Here is a 23,131-nt window from a genome sequence, read left to right on the forward strand (position 1 = left end):
TCAGAGGCGCGCGAAATCATCCGAGAGTGAACCAAACCGTGGGAGGCAATTCCCGTCGACATTGACCAACGTCATGGACGGCATGACGGCATCGCACCCGATCACGAAGTCCCGGCGAAAAGAGCCCAGCGAGCCCGACCGGCACGCTGAGCCGTTTCCGCTATGCTGGCGACGTTGCCAACCGATCGGAGGTGCTATGCGACTGATCATCGAGGCCCGCGTAGAGGGCGAGGAAGCGCGTGCGACTGATGCAACGGTTCTTGCTGTGGTTGAACGAAATGACCTCAGCCTCGCCGATCTGGGACTGACACTTGCCGAAGGTCGTGCCTTGCTCGCCGAGGTTCAATCGTTTCTTGTGCCCGAGCAGACTGCCCGGTGGATGAAGAGCCAAATGGCTTGCCACCGCTGTGGCTCGATGCTGGCGCACAAGGACGCCCGATCGATCGTGCTGCGAACCGTGTTTGGCAAGGTCGACGTGCCGAGTCCGAGGCTCTGGGCATGCAGCTGTGCGGCAGAGCAAGGGCGACCGCGCCGTTCTTCGAGCCCACTGTGCAAGGCCCTTCACCGGCGTGTGACGCCGGAATTGGAGTACCTGCAGGCCAAGTGGGCCGCCCATCTCCCGTACCGTCAGGCCACCGAGCTGCTTCGAGAGGTCCTTCCACTGGACAAAGGGATTTCCTTCGGTAGTACTCGTCGTCGAATCCTCGCCGTGGGCAGCGCGCTGGACGCGCAGATCAACCGCGATATCGCGTCTGGACCAAAACCGGTCGGCGGGGAGCCGGTTCGCGAATCGACCGCCGTCGGCTGCGTGAGCGTCGACTCAGCGTGGCTGAGCTTCAGCAGCAGCCCCAAGAGCCGCAGGGCGGCGCGCGACCTTGCGGAGCTGAAATCGCCTTGGGCGCAGAAGTTGGCGCAGGATCGCCATGTCAACATCGTTGCGGGCCGCGCAACTCTCGCTGATCGCACCCCGCGTCTCTACGCTTACGTGCATAAGCTTGTGCCATCGGCGCCCGCGCGGCTGGACCAATTTCTCTTTGCAAGCGGCGTGGCTCCAGACGAGCGGGTCACCGTGATCAGCGATAACGCTGGCGAATTCGGCAAGGCTGTGGACGGCAGCCAGCTCGCTAGAGGAAGGATCCTGGACTGGTTTCACATCGCGATGAAATTCAAGGCTGCGAAGAACTCGGTGTTTGGGAGCCAGACGATGGAGCCTCACGAGCGAAGCGCTGTGGAGACAGAGATCGATCACGCCAAGTGGCTGGTTTGGCATGGAAAGGGCCGGCAATCCGTGTCCCGTATCAAGGCCATGGATCCCACGCTGTTGGCGAAGGAAGGCTACGAGTACTCGACGCTGTACTGGAACCTGCGCCGCCTGTACTTCTACATCGAGAACAACGCCGGTACGCTCGTGAACTATTGCATGCGTTATCACAAGGGGCTACCGATCAGTAGCAGCATTGCCGAGTCCGCGGTCAACCTGGTTGTCAGCCATCGCATGGCGAAGAAGCAACAAATGCGATGGACGGACGAGGGAGCGCATTGCCTGGCACAGGTCAGAGTGGCTGTCCTCAACGAAGAATTTTCGGTTGAGAGACTCGCCGTGTTGACCACGACTTCTGCAGTTGCAAACTCGCCAAGTGCGCGCCGAGTGGCGTGAACTGACCTCCCACGATTTGGTTCACTCTCATTCGAAGGTAAATAAAAGTGTCAACACGATCGCGCTTTGGCGCGTGGTTGCTAGGGAGGGCTAGTGACAGATTCATTACGGCCTACGAGTGGGCGGCGCCCATCAGTCGCCTGACGTAATCCGTGTATCCTCAAAGGCCCGCGAATTCGCTGTATGTCGAACCCCAACACCTCTGATGCGAGCGTGTTGGGGTTCTGCGCTTCCTTTTCGAGTATCTCCGGCGTCCTCTGGAAGGCTCGACGTCGCCCGCGACATCGCAGGGACCGGCCGGGATTTGCGTAAGCAACGCTTATAAATAGAAAAAGCACGACTTTACAGAGTGCCTCGAGAACCCCGGCTCGGATAACCTGAATCGACTACGCGTAGCGTCGCGCCGGGCTCGGCATGTCGTGACATGTCGAGCAAGCCGATGCGAACTGAGGGTACTCCACATGCAGAAGATGGCTTTCGGGCAGGTCTATCGGGCCGATTCACCGATTCTCGTCGCCACGCCGCATACAGGCACGATCATTCCCGACGACTTGCTGCAGCATCCCGCATGGGTGCCCATCGCCGGCCGTCTCGCGGACCCGGCGGGCGTCGCGTTGCAGGCTGCGGCAGTGCGGCATGGCGTGTCCTTCGTGTCGGCGCTTTATCACCCGTGCGTGATCGACTTCAACATCGCCACCGACAACCGTCCGCTTTCGCAGCGCCTGAACTGCATCGGGCTGTGCCGCACGCATACGTCGCGCGGCGAATCGCTGTATGGGGCGGACGGGCAGCCTTCGGAAGCGGAAGTCGAGATGCGCGTCGACAGGTACTGGCGCCCGTTCCACGCGGCTGTGACGTCAGAACTCGTGCGCCTGCGGCAGATGCATGACAACGTTGTGCTGCTGGTCACACAGGCGAGTTCGTGGCTCTCGCCGTTTCGCAATCAGGCGGGCGCATCCGACTGCAACGTCGGCACGAACCAGGGCGCTTCATGCGACAGGCAACTGGTGTCGACGCTGACCGAGATCGTCAAATCGTGCGGACATTCGTGGGTCGTGAACGGCAGGGTCGCGGATGTGTTCTGCGCGCAGCGCTATGGCATGCCGGAGAACGGCATTCATGCGATCGAAGTCGAGATAGCGGGACGCTGGCGATCCGATCTGGAGATCGACGCACGCGATACGGCCGATCCGAAGCCTGACGCTGCGATGGGAGCCCTGCTCGAAGCGCTGATGACAGCGCTTCGGCGTTTGCCGCGCGCCGAAGCGGTATCGGCGGCCGCGTTCGAGGACGCGAATGGACATGCATAACACCGGGCTTGCGACGTCGTGGGCTGGCCGATGTATCCATGCTACATTCTTTCAGTCAATGCGCAGCCAGTCATGAGAGAGAGCGGACCAGAACAATACCCCGACTGGGATCTTCTTGCCAGTTGGGTCGCTGTTGTCGAGTCGGGGTCGATATCCGACGCGGCGAACCGGCTTGCCATTTCGCAGGCGGGCGTGTCGCAACGTATCAAGGCACTCGAAACGATACTGGACACCACGCTGCTCGACCGCGCGACGCGCCCGGCGCGTCCCACGGCGGCCGGCCAGCGGCTGTTCGAGCATGCGACCGTGCTGTTGCAGGGCGCGGACCAGATGGTCGAAAGCGTGCGCAATGTGACGCGCGCCAAACGTGTCGTGGTCCGGCTGGGCTGCGTCGATTCGTTCGCGGCGACCATCGGTCCCATCATCATCAAGGCGCTGGCGGGCACCTCGCATCTGATCCGTTTGTGGTCGGGCATCACGCCAACACTTGATGGCCAGCTCGAAGCGCGGCAACTCGACATGGCCGTCACGACGACGAGCATCTCGCAGACGCCCGGCATCCGTCGGCAGAAGCTGTTCTCGGAACCGTATGTCGTCGTGTTGCCGCGCAGCTTCGAGGTCGACAGCTTTACGACGATCACCGAGTTGAGCCGGCATCTGCAACTCATCCGCTACAGCGCGCGCTCGGTGATCGGGCAGCATGTCGACGCCTATCTGGCTTCGAACGGCGAGAACATCGAGCGCACATGCGAGTTCGACGCCACCGACCCCATGCTCAGTCTCGTCGCCGCAGGGTTGGGATTCGCGGTGACCACGCCGCTTTGTCTATGGCAATCGCGGCACTACGTGCCGGATGTCCGCGTCATTCCTCTTTCCAGTTTCTCCCGTCATGGGCGGCCTTATCAACGGCTAAGCCGGTCGTTCTTCCTCGCCTATCGGGAGAACGAACTTGGACACTTACCCACGGACCTCTACGATCTGCTTCGGCGTGCATTCGAGCGGCAGGTTTCGCGCGACATCGCGAAGGCGCTGGCGCTCAACCCGGAAGACGTTTGCCTGCAAGACGAGGAGTGAGGCACTGCGACGCTAGTGGTTCGCGGGAGCGAAACTGCGTATGTTGCGCTTCCAGATCTGGTTCGTCGCGTTGTCGATGAAGCCGTGGAACACGTCGAGCACTTCGTCGATCGAAATGATCGCGGCCACGCGATGCTCGATCCACAGTCCGTGCACGAGGCCCATCGCCTGGATCGCGTAAATCGTCGCCATGGTCGGGTCGCAGCCGGCCTGCCTGAGGTCGTGGATGAAGTTCGAGCGCAGCCGCCGCGAGAAGGCGGCGCACAGGCGCTGCACTTCCTTGTCGTGCGCCGATGAACTCCACATGTGCGGCCACACGTTGGCGACGCCGGGGCTCATCACCTCGTCGCTGAAGCACATGTCGGCCGTGAATTTCATACGCGCGACGGGATCGGCGATGCCTCTGCGTCCCGCCGTCAACTGCTCGCGCACGCGCCGGATCAGATAGACGAAGGTCTTATAGACAAGGTTGCCCTTGTTTTCGAAGTGGTGGTGAACGAGGCCGACCGACACGCCCGCGTATTCGCTCACCTTGCGGATGGTCAGGTTCTCGAGTCCAACCTGCCCGACGACTTCCAGTGTCGAATCGATCAGACGCAGACGCATCCCCTCGTACTGGGCGGGATCGTCCTTGCGCGTCTCAGGCATCGCTTCGCGCGCCTTTTCTCCTTGCATGTGCACTTCCGTTCGGTGGTTGGATGAGTCGCCACGCTGGCTTTTCCTGCGCCGCGTTCGGCAGCTTACATGGTACCCAGGACTCGCAGTGCATCCTGAACAAACGTTCACTATCTGTTCCGGTTCTGTCAATCCATCTAGTCATTAAAGTTGAACGGATGTTCATTTGAAATCACCAGTTTTCGATAGGTGAATACCCGTAGTTACGCCAAATTTTGCGCTGTAGTCGTAGATATGTGTTTTTGATTCGCGTGAATTTCGATATATAGTCGAATCGAGTCGGGTAAGGCTGAACATATGTTCAGTGAAACTTCAGGCATTTGGATTGATCTCGGACAGCCCCGTGTGTACTGGCTGAACCACCGATCAGCCATTTCGCAGGAAGGGCCAGACCGCAGCCGCCGCACGAGTTCCATAACGGCAACCGATTCAAATCATAAGTTCGGGTTTAGCAACAAGGGGTTCTTTTTGCACCCACTACTCTGGACACCAGCTTCTACGGGCGGGTCGAATCGGGCGCAAAGCGTTACCCGATAAGGGAAAACCCCGAATGGCAGTGCACCTCGCCCGCAGCTTTGTTCAAACGTTCTTCCAAAGGAGCAAGCGTGATTTCAGGCCCACAATTTCCGTTGCCGGCAAATGAGCCCGAGGTGCATTTCGGTCAAGGTACGAAGGCGGCAGCGGCGCTGAGCGAGGCGCTCGAGCAACGCGACGTCGTCGAGATTCCGACGGTGATCGGCGGCAAGCGGTACTTCTCGAACGACGTCGTCGAAGTCCGCGCGCCGCACGACACGCAGCGCCTGCTGGCCCGCATCCATCGTCCGACGCAGGCGCAGATCGCCGAAGCCATTACCAGCTCCGCGGCCGTCGCGAAAGACTGGGCGTCGCTGACGCACGCGAGCCGCGCAACGATTCTTCATCGCGCCGCGGAGATCGTCGCGACGCGTTCGCGGATCAGGATCAACGCGGCGACCATGCTCGGCCAGAGCAAGACGATTGATCAGGCCGAACCCGACAGCGCGTGCGAACTGATCGATTTTCTGCGCTTCAATGCATACAACGCTCAACGCGTGTACGCCGAGCAGCCGATGTCCGTTCCGACTGCCGTGAACCGCGCCGACTGGCGGCCGCTGGAAGGCTTTGTCTACGCCGTCTCGCCGTTCAACTTCACGGCGATCGGCGCGAACCTGACGACGGCGCCCGCGATCATGGGCAACACGGTGCTGTGGAAGCCGTCGGAAAAGTCGGCGCTCGCGAATTACATCTTCTTCGAAGCGCTCGAAGAAGCCGGCCTGCCGCCCGGCGTCATCAACTTCGTGCCTGGCGACGCCGAACTGACGACGCGTGTGGCGATGTCGTCGCCGGACCTGGCGGGCATCCACTTCACGGGTTCGTCGTCGGTTTTCCAGTCGCTGTGGAAGGGCGTGGCGTCGAAGGTCGACAGCTTCCGCACGATTCCGCGCCTCGTCGGCGAGACGGGCGGCAAGGACTTCGTGCTTGCGCATGCGTCGGCGAATGCGTCGGAAGTCGCCATCGCGCTGATTCGCGGCGCGTTCGAGTACCAGGGGCAGAAGTGCAGCGCGGCGTCGCGCGCCTACGTTCCGCGCAGCCTGTGGACGGCCGTCAGTCAGGAACTGCGGGACCGTCTCGCCACGTTGAAAGTGGGCGATGTCGCCGATCCCACCACGTTCATGGGCGCGGTGATTTCGCAGGCGTCGCATCAGAAGCTGAGCCGCGCACTCGAAGCTGCGAAGGACGATCCGGCCGTCAAGGTCGTCGCCGGTGGCAAGACGTGGTCGGAGCCCGGCTATTTCGTCGAGCCGACTGTTCTTCAGGTCTCCGATCCGAAGCACGCGCTGATGAAGGAAGAACTGTTCGGCCCGGTGCTGTCCGTCTTCGTCTATGAAGACAATGCGTGGCAGGAAACGCTCGAACTGATCGACGCCACGAGCCCCTACGCGCTGACGGGTTCCATCTTCAGCACCGATCGCTTCGCCCTGCATGAGGCCGAGCGCGTGCTGATCAATGCGGCGGGCAATCTGTACCTGAACGACAAGCCGACGGGCGCAATGATCGGCCAGCAGCCGTTCGGCGGCGGCCGCGCGAGCGGGACGAACGACAAGGCGGGTTCGTATCTGAACCTGCTGCGCTGGGCGTCGCCGCGCGTCGTGAAGGAAACGTATCTGCCGCCGCGCGACTGGCAGTTCGGCGCCTAAGTCGCTACCCGGCTTCTCCTGAGGAAACGTGATGTCAACCATTGTCTCTTTCAAGAATGTGCAGAAGACCTATGACGGTGAAACCCTCGTGGTCAAGAACCTCAACCTGGAGATTCAGGAGGGTGAATTCCTGACGATGCTCGGACCGTCGGGTTCTGGAAAGACAACGTGTCTGATGATGCTCGCCGGCTTCGAGACGGCCACGCACGGCGAGATTCTGCTTCAGGGGAGGCCGATCAACCGCATTCCGCCCGAGCGCCGGAATATCGGCATGGTCTTTCAGAGCTATGCGCTGTTCCCGCACAAATCCGTCGCGGAGAACCTCGCGTTTCCGCTGAAGGTGCGAAAAGTATCGAAAGACGAGATCGCGAAAAAGGTGAAGCGGGCGCTCGCGATGGTCAACATGGAGAAGTTCGCCAACCGCATGCCCGCGCAGTTGTCGGGTGGCCAGCAGCAGCGGATCGCCGTTGCGCGCGCGCTGGTGTTCGAGCCGGCGCTGGTGCTGATGGACGAGCCGCTTGGCGCGCTCGACAAGCAGCTGCGCGAGCAGATGCAGTACGAGATCAAGCAGATCCACGAGCAGAGCGGTCTCACGGTCGTGTACGTCACGCACGACCAGGGCGAGGCGATGACGATGTCCGACCGTATCGCGGTGTTCAACAACGGCATCATCCAGCAACTGGCCTCGCCGTCAGTGTTGTATGAACAGCCCGAGAACGCGTTCGTCGCGCGCTTCATCGGCGAAAGCAACGAGTTGCTCGGCACGGTGTCGACGCTCGAGCGCGAGCACTGCACGATCAGCCTCGACAACGGGCATCGCATCAAGGCGAGCGCGGGCCCCGCTATCCGCGCGTCGGGTCACGCGAGCATCTCGTTGCGCCCGGAGCGCATTTCGATCGGAGACGACGCGCGCAGGTGCGACAACGTCTTTCAAGGTGGTGTGAAGGATTTGATCTACTACGGAGATCATCTCCGGGTAGTGATGCAGGTTTGCGGGCGAAACGATTTCATTGTCAAGCTTCCAAATGACGGCGCTGCGCGTCAATTGCGTATCGGCGACTCCGTACACGTTGGCTGGATGGCTGAAGCATGCCGAGCCTTGCAATAGTTTCAGTCAGGTAAAGCCTCACTGATTTTCTAGACCATTTATCGACGGAGTGAAGCAGATGAACCCGAAATACGCTTTAGGAATCCTTATCGCATGTGGTTGCGTGAGCACGGCGGCATCGGCGGCTCAGGTGACGTTCACGTCGTGGGGCGGCGCGTGGCAGGACGCGCAGGAGAGCACGGCCGCGAAACCGTTCGCGCAGCAGGCCGGTGTGCAGCTCAAGACGGACACGTACAACGGCGGCATCGCGCAGGTCCGCAGCCAGGTGCAAACCAGCAATGTCACGTGGGACGTCGTTGACATGCAGCTGGCCGACGCGATCCGTGCATGCGACGAGGGCTTGCTCGAGAAGGTGAATCCCACCACGCTCGCACCGGCCAAAGATGGCACGCCCGCAAAGAGCGATTTCATTGCGGGCGGCCTGTCGGAGTGTCTGGTGGGCAGCATTGCCTGGTCCACGCTCATCGCCTACAACACCGACAAGTTCAAGGGACATGAGCCGACGAAGATCGCCGACTTCTTCGACCTGAAGAAATACCCCGGCAAGCGCGGGCTGCGCAAGTCGCCCGAAGGCGCGCTGGAATGGGCGCTGCTCGCCGACGGCGTGCTGCCCGCCGATGTCTACAAGATGCTGTCCACGCCCGCAGGATTGAATCGCGCATTCAAGAAGCTCGACACGATCAAGTCGTCGATCGTCTGGTGGGAAACGGGCGCGCAGCCGGCACAGCTTCTCGCCGACGGTGAAGTGACGATGAGTAGCGCCTACAACGGCCGCATCTACAGCGCGATGATCACCGACAAAAAGCCGTTCGGCTTCCTGTGGGATGGTCAGGTCAAGAACATCGAAGGCTACGCGATCGTGAAGGGCTCGAAGAACCTGAAGGCCGCGCAGGACTTTGTGCGCTACGCGACGCAAGCTGATGTGCTTGCCAAGCTTGCGCCGCTGACGGCATATGGTCCGGCGCGCAAGTCATCGATTCCGCTGGTCGACGCCAAGGTCTCACCTTATCTGCCGACGGCACCCGCCAATCAGAAAGGCGCGATCGATGAAGACACGGCGTTCTGGGCCGACCATTCGGACGACCTGAACCAGAAGTTCGCGGTCTGGCTGAGCCAGAAGTAACTGGAATTGGTGTAGCACTGACGAGGAGGGCGCGGTATCAGCCGCCGGACCATGATGATTCTTCCCACTGATATTGCCGTACCAGCAGCTGGCGAGTCCGAGCCGATTTACATCGGCGATTCGAAAAGCCTCAAGTCGAAGCTGCGCAGCGCGGAGCGCGCCGAGCGTACCAAGGCGATGTTGTTGATCGCGCCGCTGCTGGCCTTCCTTCTCGTCACCTTTCTGGTTCCGATCGGCAGCCTGTTGATGAAGAGCTTCCGCGACCCGACGATTTCGCAGGAAATGCCTGCCACGGCAGCGCTGCTTCGCGAATGGAATCCTGCTGCCGGAAAGCTGCCCGGTGAGCATGTCTATGACGCGTTCGGCAAGGATCTTCTTGCAGCGAAGGCCAATGAAGGCGTGAGCCGCGTGGCGTCGCGCCTCAATTACGACGAAGCGGGCATGCGTAGTCTCGTCATGAAGACTGCGCGCCGTCTGGGCGATAGCGACACGGGGACATGGCATCAACGCCTGTCGGCCATCGATCCGCGCTGGGACGACATCGGGGCGTGGTCCACGCTCAAATATGCATCCTCGCCGTGGACGCTCGGCTATTACCTGAAGGCATTCGATTTCAAACGCGACAGCGACGGTTCGATCGTCCGTCAAGCGCCGGGCGAGCGGCTATATGTCGATGTGTTCGTGCGGACCGCGTGGGTCAGTCTTGCCGTGAGCGCGCTGTGTCTTCTGTTCGGGTATCCCGTCGCCTTCTTTCTGGCGAACATTCCCGCGCGTTACAGCAACCTGTTCATGATCATGGTGCTGTTGCCGTTCTGGACGTCCATTCTGGTTCGAACCACCGCGTGGGTCGTGGTGCTGCAGACCAACGGCGTGCTCAACGATCTCTTCATTCACATGGGTCTCACGCAGTCAGGCTTCGCGCTGATCTACAACCGCTTCGGCGTGCTGGTGGCGATGACGCACATCCTCTTGCCCTACGCGATCCTGTCGCTGTACGCGGTGATGAAGGGCGTGCCGAACATCTACATGAAAGCGGCGCGCTCGCTCGGCGCGGGCCCGATTCTGTCCTTCTTTCAGGCCTATTTTCCGCAGACGCTGCCGGGCGTAGGCGCAGCCGGCATGCTGACGTTCATTCTCGCTGTTGGCTACTACATCACGCCCGCCATCGTCGGCGGACCGGATGATCAGCTCGCGAGCTACTACATCGCGAATCATGTGAACGCGACGCTGAACTGGGGGCTCGCCAGCGCGCTCGCATCCATTCTGCTGGCGGGCGTGCTGTTCGTCTATGCGATCTTCGTCCGGATGACGGGCGGCGGTGTGAAACTGGGGTAATGCCATGTTCAACTTTCCCGCATACGTCACGGTCTGGGGACGTCTCGGCCGGTTCGCTCACGTCGGCGTCTCGCTGGCCGTGCTGTTGTTCCTCGTTTCGCCCGTGCTCGTGGTGATGCCGCTGTCGTTCAACTCGCAGCCGTACTTCACGTATCCGATGCAGGGCGTGAGCCTTCGCTGGTATCACGATTTCATCAACAGCCCAGACTGGATGCTCGCGCTCAAGAACACGATGATCGTCGGCATCGTGTCGACGCTCATCGCAACCGTGCTCGGCGTGACGGCTTCGCTCGGCTTGATGCATCCGCGTCTGAAAGGGAAGGCGCTCGTGACGGGCATTCTGGTTTCGCCGATGATCGTGCCGCTCATCATCACGGCCGTGGGCGTGTACTTCGCGTTCAGCCCGCTCGGTCTCACGAACAGTCTGACGGGGCTGATTCTCGCGCATGCCGCGCTTGGCGTGCCGTTCGTCGTGGTGACGGTCACGGCGACGCTCGCCGGTTTCAACGAAACGCTGTCGCGCGCGGGCCGCAGCCTCGGCGCGTCGCGCGTGCGCGTCTTCATGCAGGTGAAGCTTCCCATCATCGCGCCGGGCGTGGTGTCGGGCGCACTGTTCGCGTTCGCGACGTCGTTCGATGAAATCGTCGTCGCGCTCTTTCTGACGGGCACGGATCAGCGCACGGTGCCGCGGCAAATGTGGTCGGGTATCCGCGAACAGCTGAGCCCGACGATTCTCGCGGTGGCAACCGTCCTCGTCGTCATCTCGACGTTGCTGCTCGTCACGCTGGAACTGTTGCGCCGCCGGTCCGAGCGTCTGCGTGGCGCCGCCGCATTGTGACTGTGACATATCCCAACCACTCGTTTTGAAGCACGCACTCATCGGGTCATCTCATCATGTTGTCGGAAATCCAAGCCATGCAGGCCGCCACGACGAACCTCGCCACGCTGCGCCAGCGCATCCGCGACGCAACGGCCTTGCCTGAAGAAGCGGTCGTTCAGCAATTGATGCAGCAGGCGCGTATGGATGCGCCGACGCTTGCCACGACGCAGGCGCTGGCCGGGCGTCTGGCGCAAGGCGTGCGTGACGCGCGCATCGATGCAGGCGGCGTCGATCTGCTGACGCAGGAGTTCTCGCTCGACAGCCGCGAAGGCATCGCGCTGATGTGTCTGGCGGAAGCGATGCTCCGTATTCCGGATACGGCGACGCGCAACCAGCTGATTCGCGACAAGATCGTCGATGCGGACTGGCGGGCGCACATCGGCAAGTCGCCGTCGCTGTTCGTCAATGCGACGGCGTGGGGACTACTCGTCACGGGCAAGCTGCTGAAGCAGCCGGATGAGAACGCACTGGCGGAAGCACTGACGCGGGTGGTGAGAAAGGGCGGCGAAGCTGTCGTGCGCGCGGGCGTCGCCTACGCGATGCGCATGCTGGGCAAGCAGTTCGTCACGGGCCAAACCATCGAAGAGGCAATCGGCGTGGCAAAGGGCCGGGAATCGGGCGGTTACCGATACTCGTACGACATGCTGGGCGAGGCCGCTCTGACCGACGAGGATGCGCAGGCGTATTTCGAATCGTATCGCCATGCAATCGAAGCGATCGGCAAGGACGCGAAGGGCAAGGGGCCGATCGACGGGCCAGGCGTATCGGTGAAGATATCCGGGCTTCACCCGCGCTACGAACTGGCGCAACGCGAGCGGGTTCTGATCGAGCTGTATCCGCGCCTCTTGCAACTCGCGCAACTCGCGAAGCAATACGGCATCGGCTTTCACCTCGACCAGGAAGAGTCCGCGCGATTCGACCTGACGCTCGAAATGCTGGAGCGCCTGTGCATGGAGCCGACGCTGAAGGGCTGGAACGGCATCGGGATTTCGCTGCAGGCGTACCAGAAGCGCGGCTGGGCCGTGGCGGAATGGATCATCGCGCTGGCCCGCTCCACAGGCCGCCGCATCAATATCCGGCTGGTCAAGGGTGCTTACTGGGACACTGAAATCAAGCTCGCTCAGGATGCGGGCGCCGCCGGCTACCCCGTCTTCACCCGCAAGGTCCATTCGGACGTGAGCTACATCGCTTGCGCAAAGGCCTTGCTTGACGCGCCTGACGCGATCTTTCCGCAATTTGCCACGCACAACGCCTTCACGGTTGCCGCCGTCCATACGCTGGCGGGGAACAAGGAATACGAGTTCCAGTGTCTGCACGGGATGGGCGAAACGGTGTACGACCAGGTCGTCGGACCGACGAAACTGGGCCGTCCGTGCCGGATTTACGCACCCGTTGGACCACATGCGACGCTGCTCGCCTACCTCGTGCGGCGGCTGCTCGAAAACGGCGCGAACTCTTCTTTCGTGAATCAGATCGTCGATCCGGCCGTCAGCATCGCGGATATCGTCGAAGACCCGGTTGCCAGGGCTGCGCGCACGGGCGGCAAACCGCATGCGGGTATTGCTTCGCCTCGCGGCGTGCTGCCGGGCCGGCTCAATGCCGCGCCCATGCAGTTTGCGGCGTCTGCCGCATTCGACAAGGCGGTTGCGGACGTACGCACGAATCGCGTCGTTGCGCAGTCGATCGTGGCGGGCGCGGGCGAGCTTGCGTCCGATGCGACGGCGCTCGTCTACAGTGCGAGCGACGCGTCGGAGGTAATCGGCAGTGTCGCGAGTTGCAGGATCGATGCCGTCGAGAGGGCATGCGCGGCCGCGTCGCAGGCTTTGACGTCGTGGGGACGCGCCGCGCCCGATACGCGCGCGGCGATGCTCGAAGACGTTGCGAACGCGCTCGAGAAAAACGCTGAACGGTTCGGCGCACTTCTCGTGCTGGAAAACGGCGCGACGCTCGCCGAGGCCGTCGACGAAGTCAGAAGTTCGGTGAATTTGTGCCGCCTGTACGCGTACCAGATCTCGTCCGATACGCGGCTCGCTAGCGCCGAGCCACTTGGCGTCGTAGTGAGCATCACGCCGGCGTCGTCGCCCCTGACGACGTTTGTCGGGCATATTGCGTCCGCGCTCGCAGCGGGGAATGTCGTTGTGGCAAAGCCATCGTCGGACGCGTCACTGGTTGCCTATGAAGCGGCGCGACTGTTCGTTCAATGCGGCGTGCCCGACGGCGTGTTGCAAATCGTGCTGGGCGATGGCGGCACGGTTGGACGGGCGCTGTTGTCCGATCGTCGAGTAGCAGGGGTTCTTTTTTCGGGTTCACGCGAAACGGGCCGTGCTGTTTCGATCCAGCTTGCAGCGTTGCCGAAAGCACCGAAATTGATCGGCGTGTTCGGCGGCGTCAATTCGATGATCGTCGATAGTTCCGCGTTGCCCGAGCAGGTCATATCCGACGCGATTGTCTCTGCTTTCAGGAACGCCGGACAGTCGGCATCGTCGTTGCGCATTTTGTGTCTGCAGGATTCGACTGCGGGCAAGGTGCTGCGCATGCTCAACGGCATGTTGAGCGAGCGCATGACGGGCAACCCGCTGAGCGCTGCAACGGATATCGGACCTGTGGCCACGCGCCGCGCGCGAGACCGCGCCGAAGCCTACCTTGCGCAATTGAAGCAGAGTGGTATGACGGTGGTGCGCGGCAAGCTTTCGGGCGATTGCAGCAAGGGAAATTATGTCGCGCCTGCGATTGTGGATATCGGCGATGTGGGTGCGTTGACTTCGATTGATCCTGCCGTCGCCGGTCCTATCGTTCATGTGCTGCGATACAGGACGGGGGAGATGGACGCGTTGTTGCACGCGCTCAATGAACGCGGTTGCGGCGTGCAAGGCTTGCACACGCGCATCAACGAGGCGGCGGGAAAGCTGCTGTCGCTAACCAGGGCCAACAGTGTCTGCATCAATCGCGCGATGCACAGTGCGTTTGTGGGCATGCAGCCGTTCGGCGGTGTCGATGCGAGCGGCACGGGCCCGATGGCAGGCGGCCCGCTGACGCTTGCCAGTCTTACGCAACAGGCCGCGTTATCGTTCGAGGCCGCAAGCGGCCCGTTCGCTGCAACGGCAACCGCAGTGAGCGAAAAGTTCTTCGAGTTTCCGGTCGAAGGTCCGGACGGAAAGCGGGTCAGCCGCCAGACGGCTGCGGCCAAAGCGCGGTCGGCACAACGTCATCACCTCGATGCGCTGTTCAACCTTGCTTCGTCGCGCGGTGCCCATGCAAAGGATCTCGCGGCGCTCGGCGATTTCAGAAGCCGCGTGAGCGAAATGCTTGCGGCGATGCGGCCGCTTGGTTTGCCTGCGTTGACGGGCGAAGAGAACACGGTTGAGTTGTTGCCTCGTGGACAGGTGTTGTGCGCCGCGGATTCAACATCGGCCGTGATTGCGCAAGCCATCGCTGCAGCCGCTTTCGGCAATGAAGTCGTATTGCTGAAATGCCAGCTCTCGGAAGAAATCGCCAATACCCTGGGTGCCGGATGCCGCGTGATCGACGCCGCAGATGCCGCGCGGATTCTGCGTGGAGACGTTCCCGGCGTGCGTCCCGCCGTTGTGCTGGCGACACCCGGCCAGCACGGTCTCGACACCATCCGCAGCCTGGCAGCCGAGGCGATGATTGCAGTCGTCGTGGCGGACGATTCCGGCCTCTACGACTGGACGCAACTGGTGCGCGAACGCGTCACGACCGTGAACGCGAGTGCCGCCGGTGGCAACACGCAACTGATGGTGATGAGTGAAGATGCGTTTTGATCGCACATGTGATGGGGCGGGAGAATGAGCGTTGCTAATTCGCTGAAACCGCTCGCGGAATTGAAGGCCGCGCCCGGCCGGCGATGGTACGCCATCGCCGCAAGCGACTGGCAGCCGATGAAAATCGGCGATACCGTGCTGCCCGGCTTCTTCTCGATACCCGTCGCGGACGACGAGAGCGGCAGATGGACGAGCTACTGGATGCGCGTCGAACCCGGTGCACGCTCGCCCGTGCATCGGCATGACGCGACCGAACTCATCATGGTGCTCGACGGCGTCTTCACGGATGACGACGGCAGCGACTATCTGCCCGGTCACACCGTGACCTGGCCCGCGGGTTCAACACACAGCACGACTTCCGCGAGCGGTTGTACCGTTCTCGTCGTCGCTCATAGCGGTTCCAGCATCGCGTCTTCGTGACGCGGCTTTTCCTCATGACGAACGCGCGCGCGGTTCACGGGATCACGTGAACACGCGCGCGGTTGACTATGGAGTTCATCTTGACCGATACGGCCTTCCGGTTTCGACAAGGCTCGATACCGCTACTCATTTCCATGCCGCATCTCGGCACCGACATCCCGGGCGATGTGCGCGACCAGTTGACGGACGTCGCGCGTCAGGTCGCCGATACGGACTGGCACCTCGACCGGCTATACGGATTTGCGCAACGGTTTGACGCATCCGTGCTGGGCGCCCGCTATTCGCGCTACGTGATCGACCTGAACCGGCCATCCACGGGGGAGAGCCTGTATCCCGGCCAGACGACCACGGGCCTTTGCCCGACGGAAACGTTCAGAGGCGAGGCGCTGTATCGCGATAGCAGCGCACCGGTTGCCGACGAAATCAAGCGGCGGCTCGATACCTGTTGGCACCCCTACCACGCGAAGCTTCGCGAAGAACTGGACCGGCTCAAGGCCCGATTCGGAGCCGTACTGCTATGGGAGGCGCATTCGATCGCCAGCGTATTGCCTCGGCTTTTCGATGGCAAATTGCCGGACCTGAACGTCGGGACGAATTCGGGGCAAAGCTGCGATGCGCGCATCGTCGATGCGATTGAAGGGGCGCTCAAGCAACAGAAGACGTTCACGTCGGTGATTGACGGCCGGTTCAAAGGCGGTTACATCACGCGTGCATACGGGCAACCCGAAGCAGGGATTCACGCCGTCCAGCTGGAAATGTGTCAATCGGTGTACATGAACGAATCTCCGCCGTTCGACTATCGTCCCGAACTGGCCGCGCAGGCCAGTCCCGTCGTCGAGCGAATGATCTGCGCGGCTTTGGATGCTGCCAGGTCGATACATGCCTGAGACCATCCGTACGAAGCGAACGACCGTCACGAGCAGAAAAAAGCCGCCTTTGCCGATATGGCGTAAAGGCGGCTGAACACGTCGCTCGCTGCTGGAGATGCAATGCGCCGCGACGCGGCGCTGCAACGAGTACTCAGGACGATCACACCGAGTCCGTCAACTTCGGCACGGCTTCGAAGAGGTCGCCGACCAGTCCATAGTCAGCGACGCCGAAGATGGGCGCTTCGGCATCCTTGTTGATCGCGACGATGACCTTCGAGTCCTTCATGCCCGCAAGGTGCTGGATCGCCCCCGAAATGCCGACCGCGATGTAAAGCTCGGGCGCGACGATCTTGCCCGTCTGTCCCACTTGCAGGTCGTTGGGCGCGTAGCCCGAATCGACGGCGGCGCGCGACGCGCCGATTGCGGCGCCCAGCTTTTCGGCGAGCGGATCGAGGATCGCGAAATTTTCCGCGCTGCCGAGGCCGCGTCCGCCGGATACGACCACGCGTGCGGCCGTCAGGTCGGGGCGGTCGCTCGTGGCGATTTCGCGTCGAACGAAGGTCGACAGGCCGGTGTCGGCGACGGCGGGCGCGTTCTCTACGGTGGCGCTGCCGCCTTCGGGTGCGGCTGCTTCGAACGCCGTCGTGCGGATCGTCGCGACCTTCACGCGGTCGGCGGTTTGAACAGTAGCGATTCCATTGCCCGCATAGATCGGCCGCTGGAAGGTATCGTCCGAATCGATCGCAATCACGTCCGAGATTTGCGACGCGTCGAGCTTCGCGGCGACGCGCGGTGCGGTGTTCTTCCCGGCAGCCGTCGTGGGGAAAAGAACATGCGTGTAGTCGCTTGCGAGCGCGACGATCTGCGCGGCAAGGTTTTCTGCAAGGCCGTCCGCGAAGTGCGGCGCATCGACGAGGATCACTTTGTCTACGCCCGCAATCCTGCTTGCCGCGTCGGCAACGGCGTTCGCACCGCTGCCCGCCACGAGCAGATGAACGCCGTTCGCGAACCTTTGCGCGGCTGAAACCGTGTGCAACGTGGAGACTTTCAGTTGCGCGTTATCATGTTCGGCAATAACCAGAGTCGTCATTCAGATCACCTTCGCTTCAGATTTCAGTTTTTCGACGAGCGCCGCAACGTCGGGCACGATCGCGCCGGCCTGGCGGACAGGCGGCTCGACGACCTTAAGCGTTTTGAGGCGCGGCGCCGGATCGACGCCGAGGCCCGCTGGCTTCACGGTTTCGATCGGCTTCTTCTTCGCCTTCATGATGTTCGGCAGGGTCACGTAGCGGGGCTCGTTCAGACGCAAGTCCGTGGTCACGATGGCGGGCAGGCGGAGCGAGAGGACCTCGAGGCCGCCGTCTACTTCACGCGTCACGGTCGCCGTGTCGCCGTTGATGTCGATGTGGCTCGCGAAGGTGGCCTGCGGCCAATCCAGCAGCGCGGCCAGCAGTTGTCCCGTCTGGCCCGCGTCGCCGTCGATCGCCTGTTTGCCGAGAATGACCAGTTGCGGCTGCTCCTTGTCGATCACGGCCTTCAGGAGTTTGGCGACCGTGAGCGGTTGCAGTTCGACATCCGTTTCGACGAGGATGCCGCGATCCGCGCCGATGGCGAGCGCGGTCCGCAAGGTTTCCTGGCTTTGCGCAACACCGCACGACACCGCGACGACTTCCGTAGCCTGGCCGGCTTCTTTCAGACGGGTTGCCGCTTCCGTCGCGATTTCGTCGAACGGGTTCATCGACATCTTGACGTTGCCGATATCGACGCCGCTCTGGTCGGACTTCACGCGAACCTTCACGTTGTAGTCGACGACGCGTTTCACTGCCGTAATCACTTTCATCTTTCCATCCTCAGGGATTCAATCGTTCGTCCGGATAGCGGCCGGTTCGATGGTCACGAGCACGGGCAATCCGTTCAAGCCTTGCGAGTCAACAGCGTGCTCGCCGGGCACGAGCCGCAGTGGCCGGCTCAGGTGCCTTGCGACGAGCACGTGACCGGGCGCGACATCGCCGCAGGTCATCGTTCCCGGTTCCGAGAAGCTGCAGCCGCTGCCGGGCGCCACGACGACCACAGCGCAACCGGGCGGCACGATCATCGTGTCGACGAGTGCGCGCCCTCGCGTTCGATAGCGGCCGCTCGCGCTCATCACGTTGAGTGCGGTGACCGGCCCGCTGACCAGGCTGGCCATCCACGCTTTGTCGCCGTCGTATTCGACCGCCTCGAACGGCTTGAGCATGACGACCGACGCGTCGTGTCGAAGCGCCACACCGCCGCCACGAAGGACCAGCGAGGTGCGCGAAACGCCCGCGAAACGCGAGTAGGGCCCATCCCGTTCGATTTCCGCCAGACTGACGCGCCACGCGTTGTCTTGCGCTGCGAAGGTCCGCGTGACGCCTGCGCCGTTGCGCCAAGGTTCGAGGGGTATCGATGCGATCGCGCGAATGTCGATTGCCGACATGACCCGTACCTCAGGACACGGCGCCGAGGCCGTATTTGCCCGTCAGCAGATCGCCCGTCGCGAAGCGTTCGATCGAATACGGCTTCAAAGGCACATCAGTGGCAAGACCGAGCGCTTCTTGCGCGAGCACGCGGCCAACCGTCGGCGAAAGCTTGAAGCCGTGACCCGAGAAACCGTAACCGACGACGAGCCCTTCAATGCCCGGCAGCTTGCCTAGCACCGGGTTCCAGTCGGGCGTCACGTCGTACACGCCCGTCCACGAAGACGCGATGCCGGCCGTTTCGTAGGCGGGAAAGCGCTCCGCAACCTGTGCGCCGACCTCGACCACATAGTCCATCGGAATGTCGCCTTGTTCGGTTTCGGTGGTGTTCAGCTTTTCGCCGACGACGCCTTCGCTGACGAGCATCTGGTTGCCGCCGTAGCTGCGGTAATAGAGCATGCCCGGCGATGCGAGATCCTTGAAGACGGGCATGGAGAAGGTATATCTGGCCGTATCGCATTCGAGTGCGAGCACGGCGTGCCGCTCGGGCATGACGGGGAGATTGTGGCCCGTCCAGCCGGACAGTTCGGGCGTCCAGATGTTCTGCGTGCTGATGACCATCGAGGTCGCGAAGTCGCCGATGCTGGTCGACACGCCCACCACCTTGTTGTTGTCGAACATGATCCTGTTCACGGACGCGTTTTCGCGAATCGTCACGCCGCCACGCCGCGCTGCGCGCGCAAAGCTGGTGGCGACCAGATAGGCGTCGGCGAAGCCAGCCTCGGGTTCGTAGCCAATCAGCGCGGCATCGTCGAACTGTGCAATGGGCAGCAGTTCCTTCGCCTGGCGGGTGTTCAGCAGTTCGAGCGGGATGCCTTGCTCTTTCTGCTGGTCCAGCGAAGCGCGCAAGGGTTCCAGCTTGTCGCCTTCGCCTGCCACGATCATGTAGCCGCACTTCACGAGACCGCAGGACGCTTCGTCGTCGCCAAGGTACGAGGCGAAATTGTTGAAAACGTCCCAGGACTTGCGGGCAAGCTCGACATTCTCCTTCACGGAGTAGTGCGTCCGGAGAATGCCCGACGACTGGGATGTCGTCCCCGCGCCTATGGTTCCGCGGTCGAGCACGAGCACATTTTTCGCGCCCAGTTTCGCCAGCTGGAAAGCGACCGAACTGCCGATCACGCCAGCGCCAATCACAACAACGTCATATGTATTCACGGGTCCGTTCCCTTTCTTGAGCAAGGCATGGACGCAGTGTGAAGCGGCGGGAGCGCCGGCGCGCCAATATAAGCGACGGCGATTTTTAGCAGAAGCGGGGCGCGCAATGCCTGGCGTGCCGGGCCGCCAGGCGGCTTCTGCACGCGGGAAACTCAAGCGGTGATTGAGTGGAGCATCAGCGATGCTTATGTCTCGCGAGTGTGCGAACCGGCCGGCATACGATGGTCTCAACGAACCCGGACACGTTTTTTCTCATGAACACACAGACTCTCATCGAGCAATTCGGACCTCGTGAATCCATGGAGTACGACGTCGTCATCGTCGGCGGCGGACCTGCGGGATTGTCTGCGGCGATCCGGCTCAAACAGCTGGCGCAGGAAAGAGGCGCCGAAGTCAGCGTTTGCGTGCTGGAGAAGGGCTCCGAAATCGGCGCGCATACGCTTTCCGGTGCCGTCATGGACCCGCGCGCGTTGCAGGAACTGGTGCCTGACTGGCGCGAACGCGGCGCGCCGCTCGACGTAGCCGTGACGGAAGACCGTTTTCTGTTCCTGTCCGAACGCGGGGCGAAGCAGGTGCCGAACTGGCTTCTTCCCGACAACTTCAGGAATCACCGCAACTATGTCGTCAGTCTTGGGAACGTCGCGCGCTGGCTTGGGCAACAGGCCGAGGAACTGGGCGTCGAGATCTTCGCCGGCTTCCCGGCGGCGGAAGTGCTGTACGGCGAGCGGGGCGAAGTGAAAGGCGTGGCGACGGGGAACATGGGAATCGGCAGGAACGGCGAACCGACGGGCAGCTTCCAGCTCGGCATGGAACTACACGCGAAGTACACGCTGTTTGCAGAGGGCGCGCGCGGCCACCTCGGCCGGCAACTGATGGAGCGCTTCAGCCTGTGCGAGGGCGTCGATCCGCAGGTCTATGGGCTCGGCATCAAGGAGCTATGGGAGATCGACCCGAAGATGCACAAGCCGGGGCTTGTCATTCACACGGCGGGCTGGCCGCTGCAGAGCGACACCTACGGCGGCTCGTTTCTCTATCACCTCGATAACCGTCAGGTCGTGGTCGGCTTCGTGGTGGGTCTCGGATACACGAACCCCTACCTGTCGCCATTCGAAGAGTTTCAGCGCTACAAGACGCATCCGGAAATCCGCAACTTTCTCGAAGGCGGCAAGCGCGTGTCCTATGGCGCGCGAGCGATCGCAGCGGGCGGATTGATGTCGCTGCCGAAGCTCGTGTTTCCCGGCGGCGCGCTTATTGGATGCGAGGCGGGCTTTTTGAACGCGTCGCGTATCAAGGGGAGTCACGCTGCCATCGCGACGGGAAAGATGGCCGCCGAAGCGGCCTTCGACGCGTTGCGCAGCGCGCGCCGGAACGACGTACTCGCTGCCTATCCCGAAGCGTTCGAGCGGTCCTGGCTCAAGGAAGAGCTGCACCGCGCGCGCAATTTCAAGCAATGGATGAGCCAGGGACTCTACACGGGAACACTGATGGTCGGTGTCGAGCAGAAGCTGCTTGGCGGACGCGTTCCGTGGACCTTGCATCACAGGCATTCGGATCACGAAACCTTGAAGCCCGCATCCGGATGCAAGGAGATCGTCTATCCGAAGCCGGACGGCAAGCTGACTTTCGACCGGCTGTCTTCGGTGTTCCTGTCGAACACGAATCACGAAGAGAATCAGCCGGCGCATCTGACGCTCGGAGACGCATCGACGCCTGTTCGTGTGAACCTCGACAGGTTTGCCGGGCCGGAGACGCGCTTCTGTCCTGCGGGCGTATATGAGTTTGCTGAGGATGCGGACGGCAAGACTTCGCTCGTCATCAACGCGCAGAACTGCGTGCATTGCAAGACGTGCGATATCAAAGACCCGACGCAGAACATCGTGTGGGTCACGCCCGAGGGCGGCGGCGGGCCCAATTATCCAAACATGTGAACGGCGATGAGCGAGGTTGTCGAATATCATAGGCGACCGGGATGCTGACAACTCGCCCGCTCACGTCAACCTCGTCAGACTGCACAATCACAATGAAAGCGGCAACCGATGGCGCGAAGGGATATCGCCGGCTGATTCCTTCGATGACCGCACTGATCGAATTCGAAGCGGTCGCGAGGCTCAGCAGCTTCACGGTCGCGGCCGACGAACTCGGCGTCACACAGGCTGCCGTCAGCCGTCAGGTACGCATTCTCGAAGAGACGCTCGGCGTGCAGCTGTTTCATCGCGGCCACCGCTCGATCAGGCTCACGCGTGAAGGAGAGGCGCTGTTTGCCGTCGTCGCCGAATCGATGCAGAAGATCGCGGGCATCTTCGACCGCCTGTCGAGCGGCAACGAGGAACAGGAACTGGTGCTGGCCACGACGGCCGCCTTTTCGCAGTTTCGCATCCTGCCGCGGCTTGCAAGGCTCAAGCAGCTGCAACCCAATCTGAAGCTGAGGCTGACGACACAGATGTTCACCGCCGATCTGCGTCACAACGAAGTCGATGTCGCGGTTCGCTATGGTAACGGGAATTGGGGCGACGGCACGTCGACATGGCTGTTCGACGAAGAGGTGTTCCCGGTCTGCTCGCCATCTTGGCTGGAGGCGAATGGGACGCCGGAGTCGCTGGCCGATCTTGCCGGCACGGCACTCATCGACTATGACTCGACATCTGAGGGCTGGCTCGCGTGGGAAGAGTGGTTTCATGCGTTCGGCGCGCGGCCAACGAGACTGCGATACGCGCTTCGTTGCAGCCTTTACACGGACGCGGTGCAGGCGGCGCGGCACGGGCAAGGCGTGGCGCTCGGGTGGGGGCAGTTGCTGCACGAGCTGCTGGCGAGCGGAGAACTGGTTCGTCTGGACGTTGCCTCGTTGAAGGTACGCGATTCGTACTTCGCCGTGGTTCGTCACGGCCGCGCGCTTACGCCTGCAATTCAGGCGCTGATCGATTGGCTCGGTGGTGAGAAGGGGAGTATTTAGGCGCGGTCGAAGAGACCTCGGTAATAGCAGAGATTGACCCGGGGAAGTCCCTTGGGATAAGCGCCGCGGGTCGCAA

General features: G+C 62.1%; 18 protein-coding genes. 13 read left to right on the forward strand and 5 right to left on the reverse strand.

The annotated features are described in order from the left end of the window. Nucleotides 1-196 precede the first annotated feature (196 nt). The 3 genes from C2L64_RS49620 to C2L64_RS49630 all read left to right on the forward strand — a co-directional run bounded on the left by C2L64_RS49620 (nucleotide 197) and on the right by C2L64_RS49630 (nucleotide 4,041). Entirely contained in the window at nucleotides 197-1,657 is a 1,461-nt protein-coding gene (locus C2L64_RS49620) for an ISKra4 family transposase (RefSeq protein WP_158660664.1), read from the forward strand. Nucleotides 1,658-2,118: 461 nt separating this feature from the next. Then, complete coding sequence (locus C2L64_RS49625; protein WP_086916457.1) at nucleotides 2,119-2,967, forward strand: N-formylglutamate amidohydrolase; 849 nt, start codon at nucleotides 2,119-2,121, stop codon at nucleotides 2,965-2,967. 72 nt (nucleotides 2,968-3,039) lie between these two features. Beyond that, nucleotides 3,040-4,041, forward strand: coding sequence for a LysR family transcriptional regulator (locus tag C2L64_RS49630; protein WP_086916456.1), 1,002 nt, complete (start codon nucleotides 3,040-3,042; stop codon nucleotides 4,039-4,041). 12 nt (nucleotides 4,042-4,053) lie between these two features. Here C2L64_RS49630 and C2L64_RS49635 read toward each other — a convergent pair whose 3' ends face one another. After that, nucleotides 4,054-4,716, reverse strand: coding sequence for a TetR family transcriptional regulator C-terminal domain-containing protein (locus C2L64_RS49635; RefSeq protein WP_086916455.1), 663 nt, complete (start codon nucleotides 4,714-4,716; stop codon nucleotides 4,054-4,056). Between the two features lie 605 nt (nucleotides 4,717-5,321). On the opposite strand from C2L64_RS49635, the gene pruA reads away from it, so the two are divergent. From pruA to hutG, 8 genes are all read left to right on the forward strand, one after another. Beyond that, on the forward strand, nucleotides 5,322-6,932 hold the full coding sequence (pruA, locus tag C2L64_RS49640; protein WP_086916454.1) for an L-glutamate gamma-semialdehyde dehydrogenase: 1,611 nt from the start codon (nucleotides 5,322-5,324) through the stop codon (nucleotides 6,930-6,932). Between the two features lie 31 nt (nucleotides 6,933-6,963). Continuing rightward, nucleotides 6,964-8,040, forward strand: a complete 1,077-nt coding sequence (locus C2L64_RS49645; protein WP_086916453.1) for an ABC transporter ATP-binding protein — start codon at nucleotides 6,964-6,966, stop codon at nucleotides 8,038-8,040. A gap of 58 nt (nucleotides 8,041-8,098) precedes the next feature. Continuing rightward, a complete protein-coding gene (locus C2L64_RS49650) occupies nucleotides 8,099-9,163 on the forward strand; it encodes an ABC transporter substrate-binding protein (RefSeq protein WP_086916452.1) in 1,065 nt (354 codons plus the stop codon). Nucleotides 9,164-9,214: 51 nt separating this feature from the next. Continuing rightward, a complete protein-coding gene (locus C2L64_RS49655) occupies nucleotides 9,215-10,498 on the forward strand; it encodes an ABC transporter permease (protein ID WP_242684162.1) in 1,284 nt (427 codons plus the stop codon). A 4-nt stretch (nucleotides 10,499-10,502) separates the two neighbouring features. Continuing rightward, nucleotides 10,503-11,336 (forward strand): ABC transporter permease, encoded by an 834-nt coding sequence (locus C2L64_RS49660; protein ID WP_086916451.1) that lies wholly within the window; start codon nucleotides 10,503-10,505, stop codon nucleotides 11,334-11,336. A 77-nt stretch (nucleotides 11,337-11,413) separates the two neighbouring features. Beyond that, the gene (gene putA, locus C2L64_RS49665; RefSeq protein ID WP_086916460.1) at nucleotides 11,414-15,160 is read left to right on the forward strand and encodes a bifunctional proline dehydrogenase/L-glutamate gamma-semialdehyde dehydrogenase PutA; all 3,747 of its coding nucleotides are present in this window, start codon (nucleotides 11,414-11,416) and stop codon (nucleotides 15,158-15,160) included. Nucleotides 15,161-15,184: 24 nt separating this feature from the next. After that, the gene (locus C2L64_RS49670; RefSeq protein ID WP_086916450.1) at nucleotides 15,185-15,580 is read left to right on the forward strand and encodes a cupin domain-containing protein; all 396 of its coding nucleotides are present in this window, start codon (nucleotides 15,185-15,187) and stop codon (nucleotides 15,578-15,580) included. Nucleotides 15,581-15,660: 80 nt separating this feature from the next. After that, complete coding sequence (gene hutG, locus C2L64_RS49675; RefSeq protein WP_086916459.1) at nucleotides 15,661-16,467, forward strand: N-formylglutamate deformylase; 807 nt, start codon at nucleotides 15,661-15,663, stop codon at nucleotides 16,465-16,467. Between the two features lie 142 nt (nucleotides 16,468-16,609). Here hutG and C2L64_RS49680 read toward each other — a convergent pair whose 3' ends face one another. Genes C2L64_RS49680 through C2L64_RS49695 form a run of 4 tightly spaced genes read right to left on the reverse strand, consistent with a single transcriptional unit; the run spans nucleotide 16,610 to nucleotide 20,105 of the window. Then, on the reverse strand, nucleotides 16,610-17,539 hold the full coding sequence (locus tag C2L64_RS49680) for an electron transfer flavoprotein subunit alpha/FixB family protein (protein ID WP_086916449.1): 930 nt from the start codon (nucleotides 17,537-17,539) through the stop codon (nucleotides 16,610-16,612). Beyond that, complete coding sequence (locus C2L64_RS49685; RefSeq protein ID WP_086916448.1) at nucleotides 17,540-18,289, reverse strand: electron transfer flavoprotein subunit beta/FixA family protein; 750 nt, start codon at nucleotides 18,287-18,289, stop codon at nucleotides 17,540-17,542. Nucleotides 18,290-18,307: 18 nt separating this feature from the next. Continuing rightward, on the reverse strand, nucleotides 18,308-18,907 hold the full coding sequence (locus C2L64_RS49690) for a HutD/Ves family protein (RefSeq protein ID WP_086916447.1): 600 nt from the start codon (nucleotides 18,905-18,907) through the stop codon (nucleotides 18,308-18,310). A gap of 10 nt (nucleotides 18,908-18,917) precedes the next feature. After that, nucleotides 18,918-20,105, reverse strand: coding sequence for an NAD(P)/FAD-dependent oxidoreductase (locus tag C2L64_RS49695; protein ID WP_086916446.1), 1,188 nt, complete (start codon nucleotides 20,103-20,105; stop codon nucleotides 18,918-18,920). A gap of 254 nt (nucleotides 20,106-20,359) precedes the next feature. Here C2L64_RS49695 and C2L64_RS49700 point away from each other — a divergent pair, with 254 nt between their 5' ends. Together C2L64_RS49700 and C2L64_RS49705 are read left to right on the forward strand one after the other, a co-directional pair. Further along, entirely contained in the window at nucleotides 20,360-22,033 is a 1,674-nt protein-coding gene (locus C2L64_RS49700) for an electron transfer flavoprotein-ubiquinone oxidoreductase (RefSeq protein ID WP_090838836.1), read from the forward strand. Between the two features lie 92 nt (nucleotides 22,034-22,125). Next, entirely contained in the window at nucleotides 22,126-23,055 is a 930-nt protein-coding gene (locus tag C2L64_RS49705) for a LysR substrate-binding domain-containing protein (protein WP_086916445.1), read from the forward strand. The last annotated feature ends 76 nt before the right edge of the window (nucleotides 23,056-23,131 follow it).

This window comes from Paraburkholderia hospita (assembly GCF_002902965.1).
Classification (GTDB): domain Bacteria; phylum Pseudomonadota; class Gammaproteobacteria; order Burkholderiales; family Burkholderiaceae; genus Paraburkholderia; species Paraburkholderia hospita.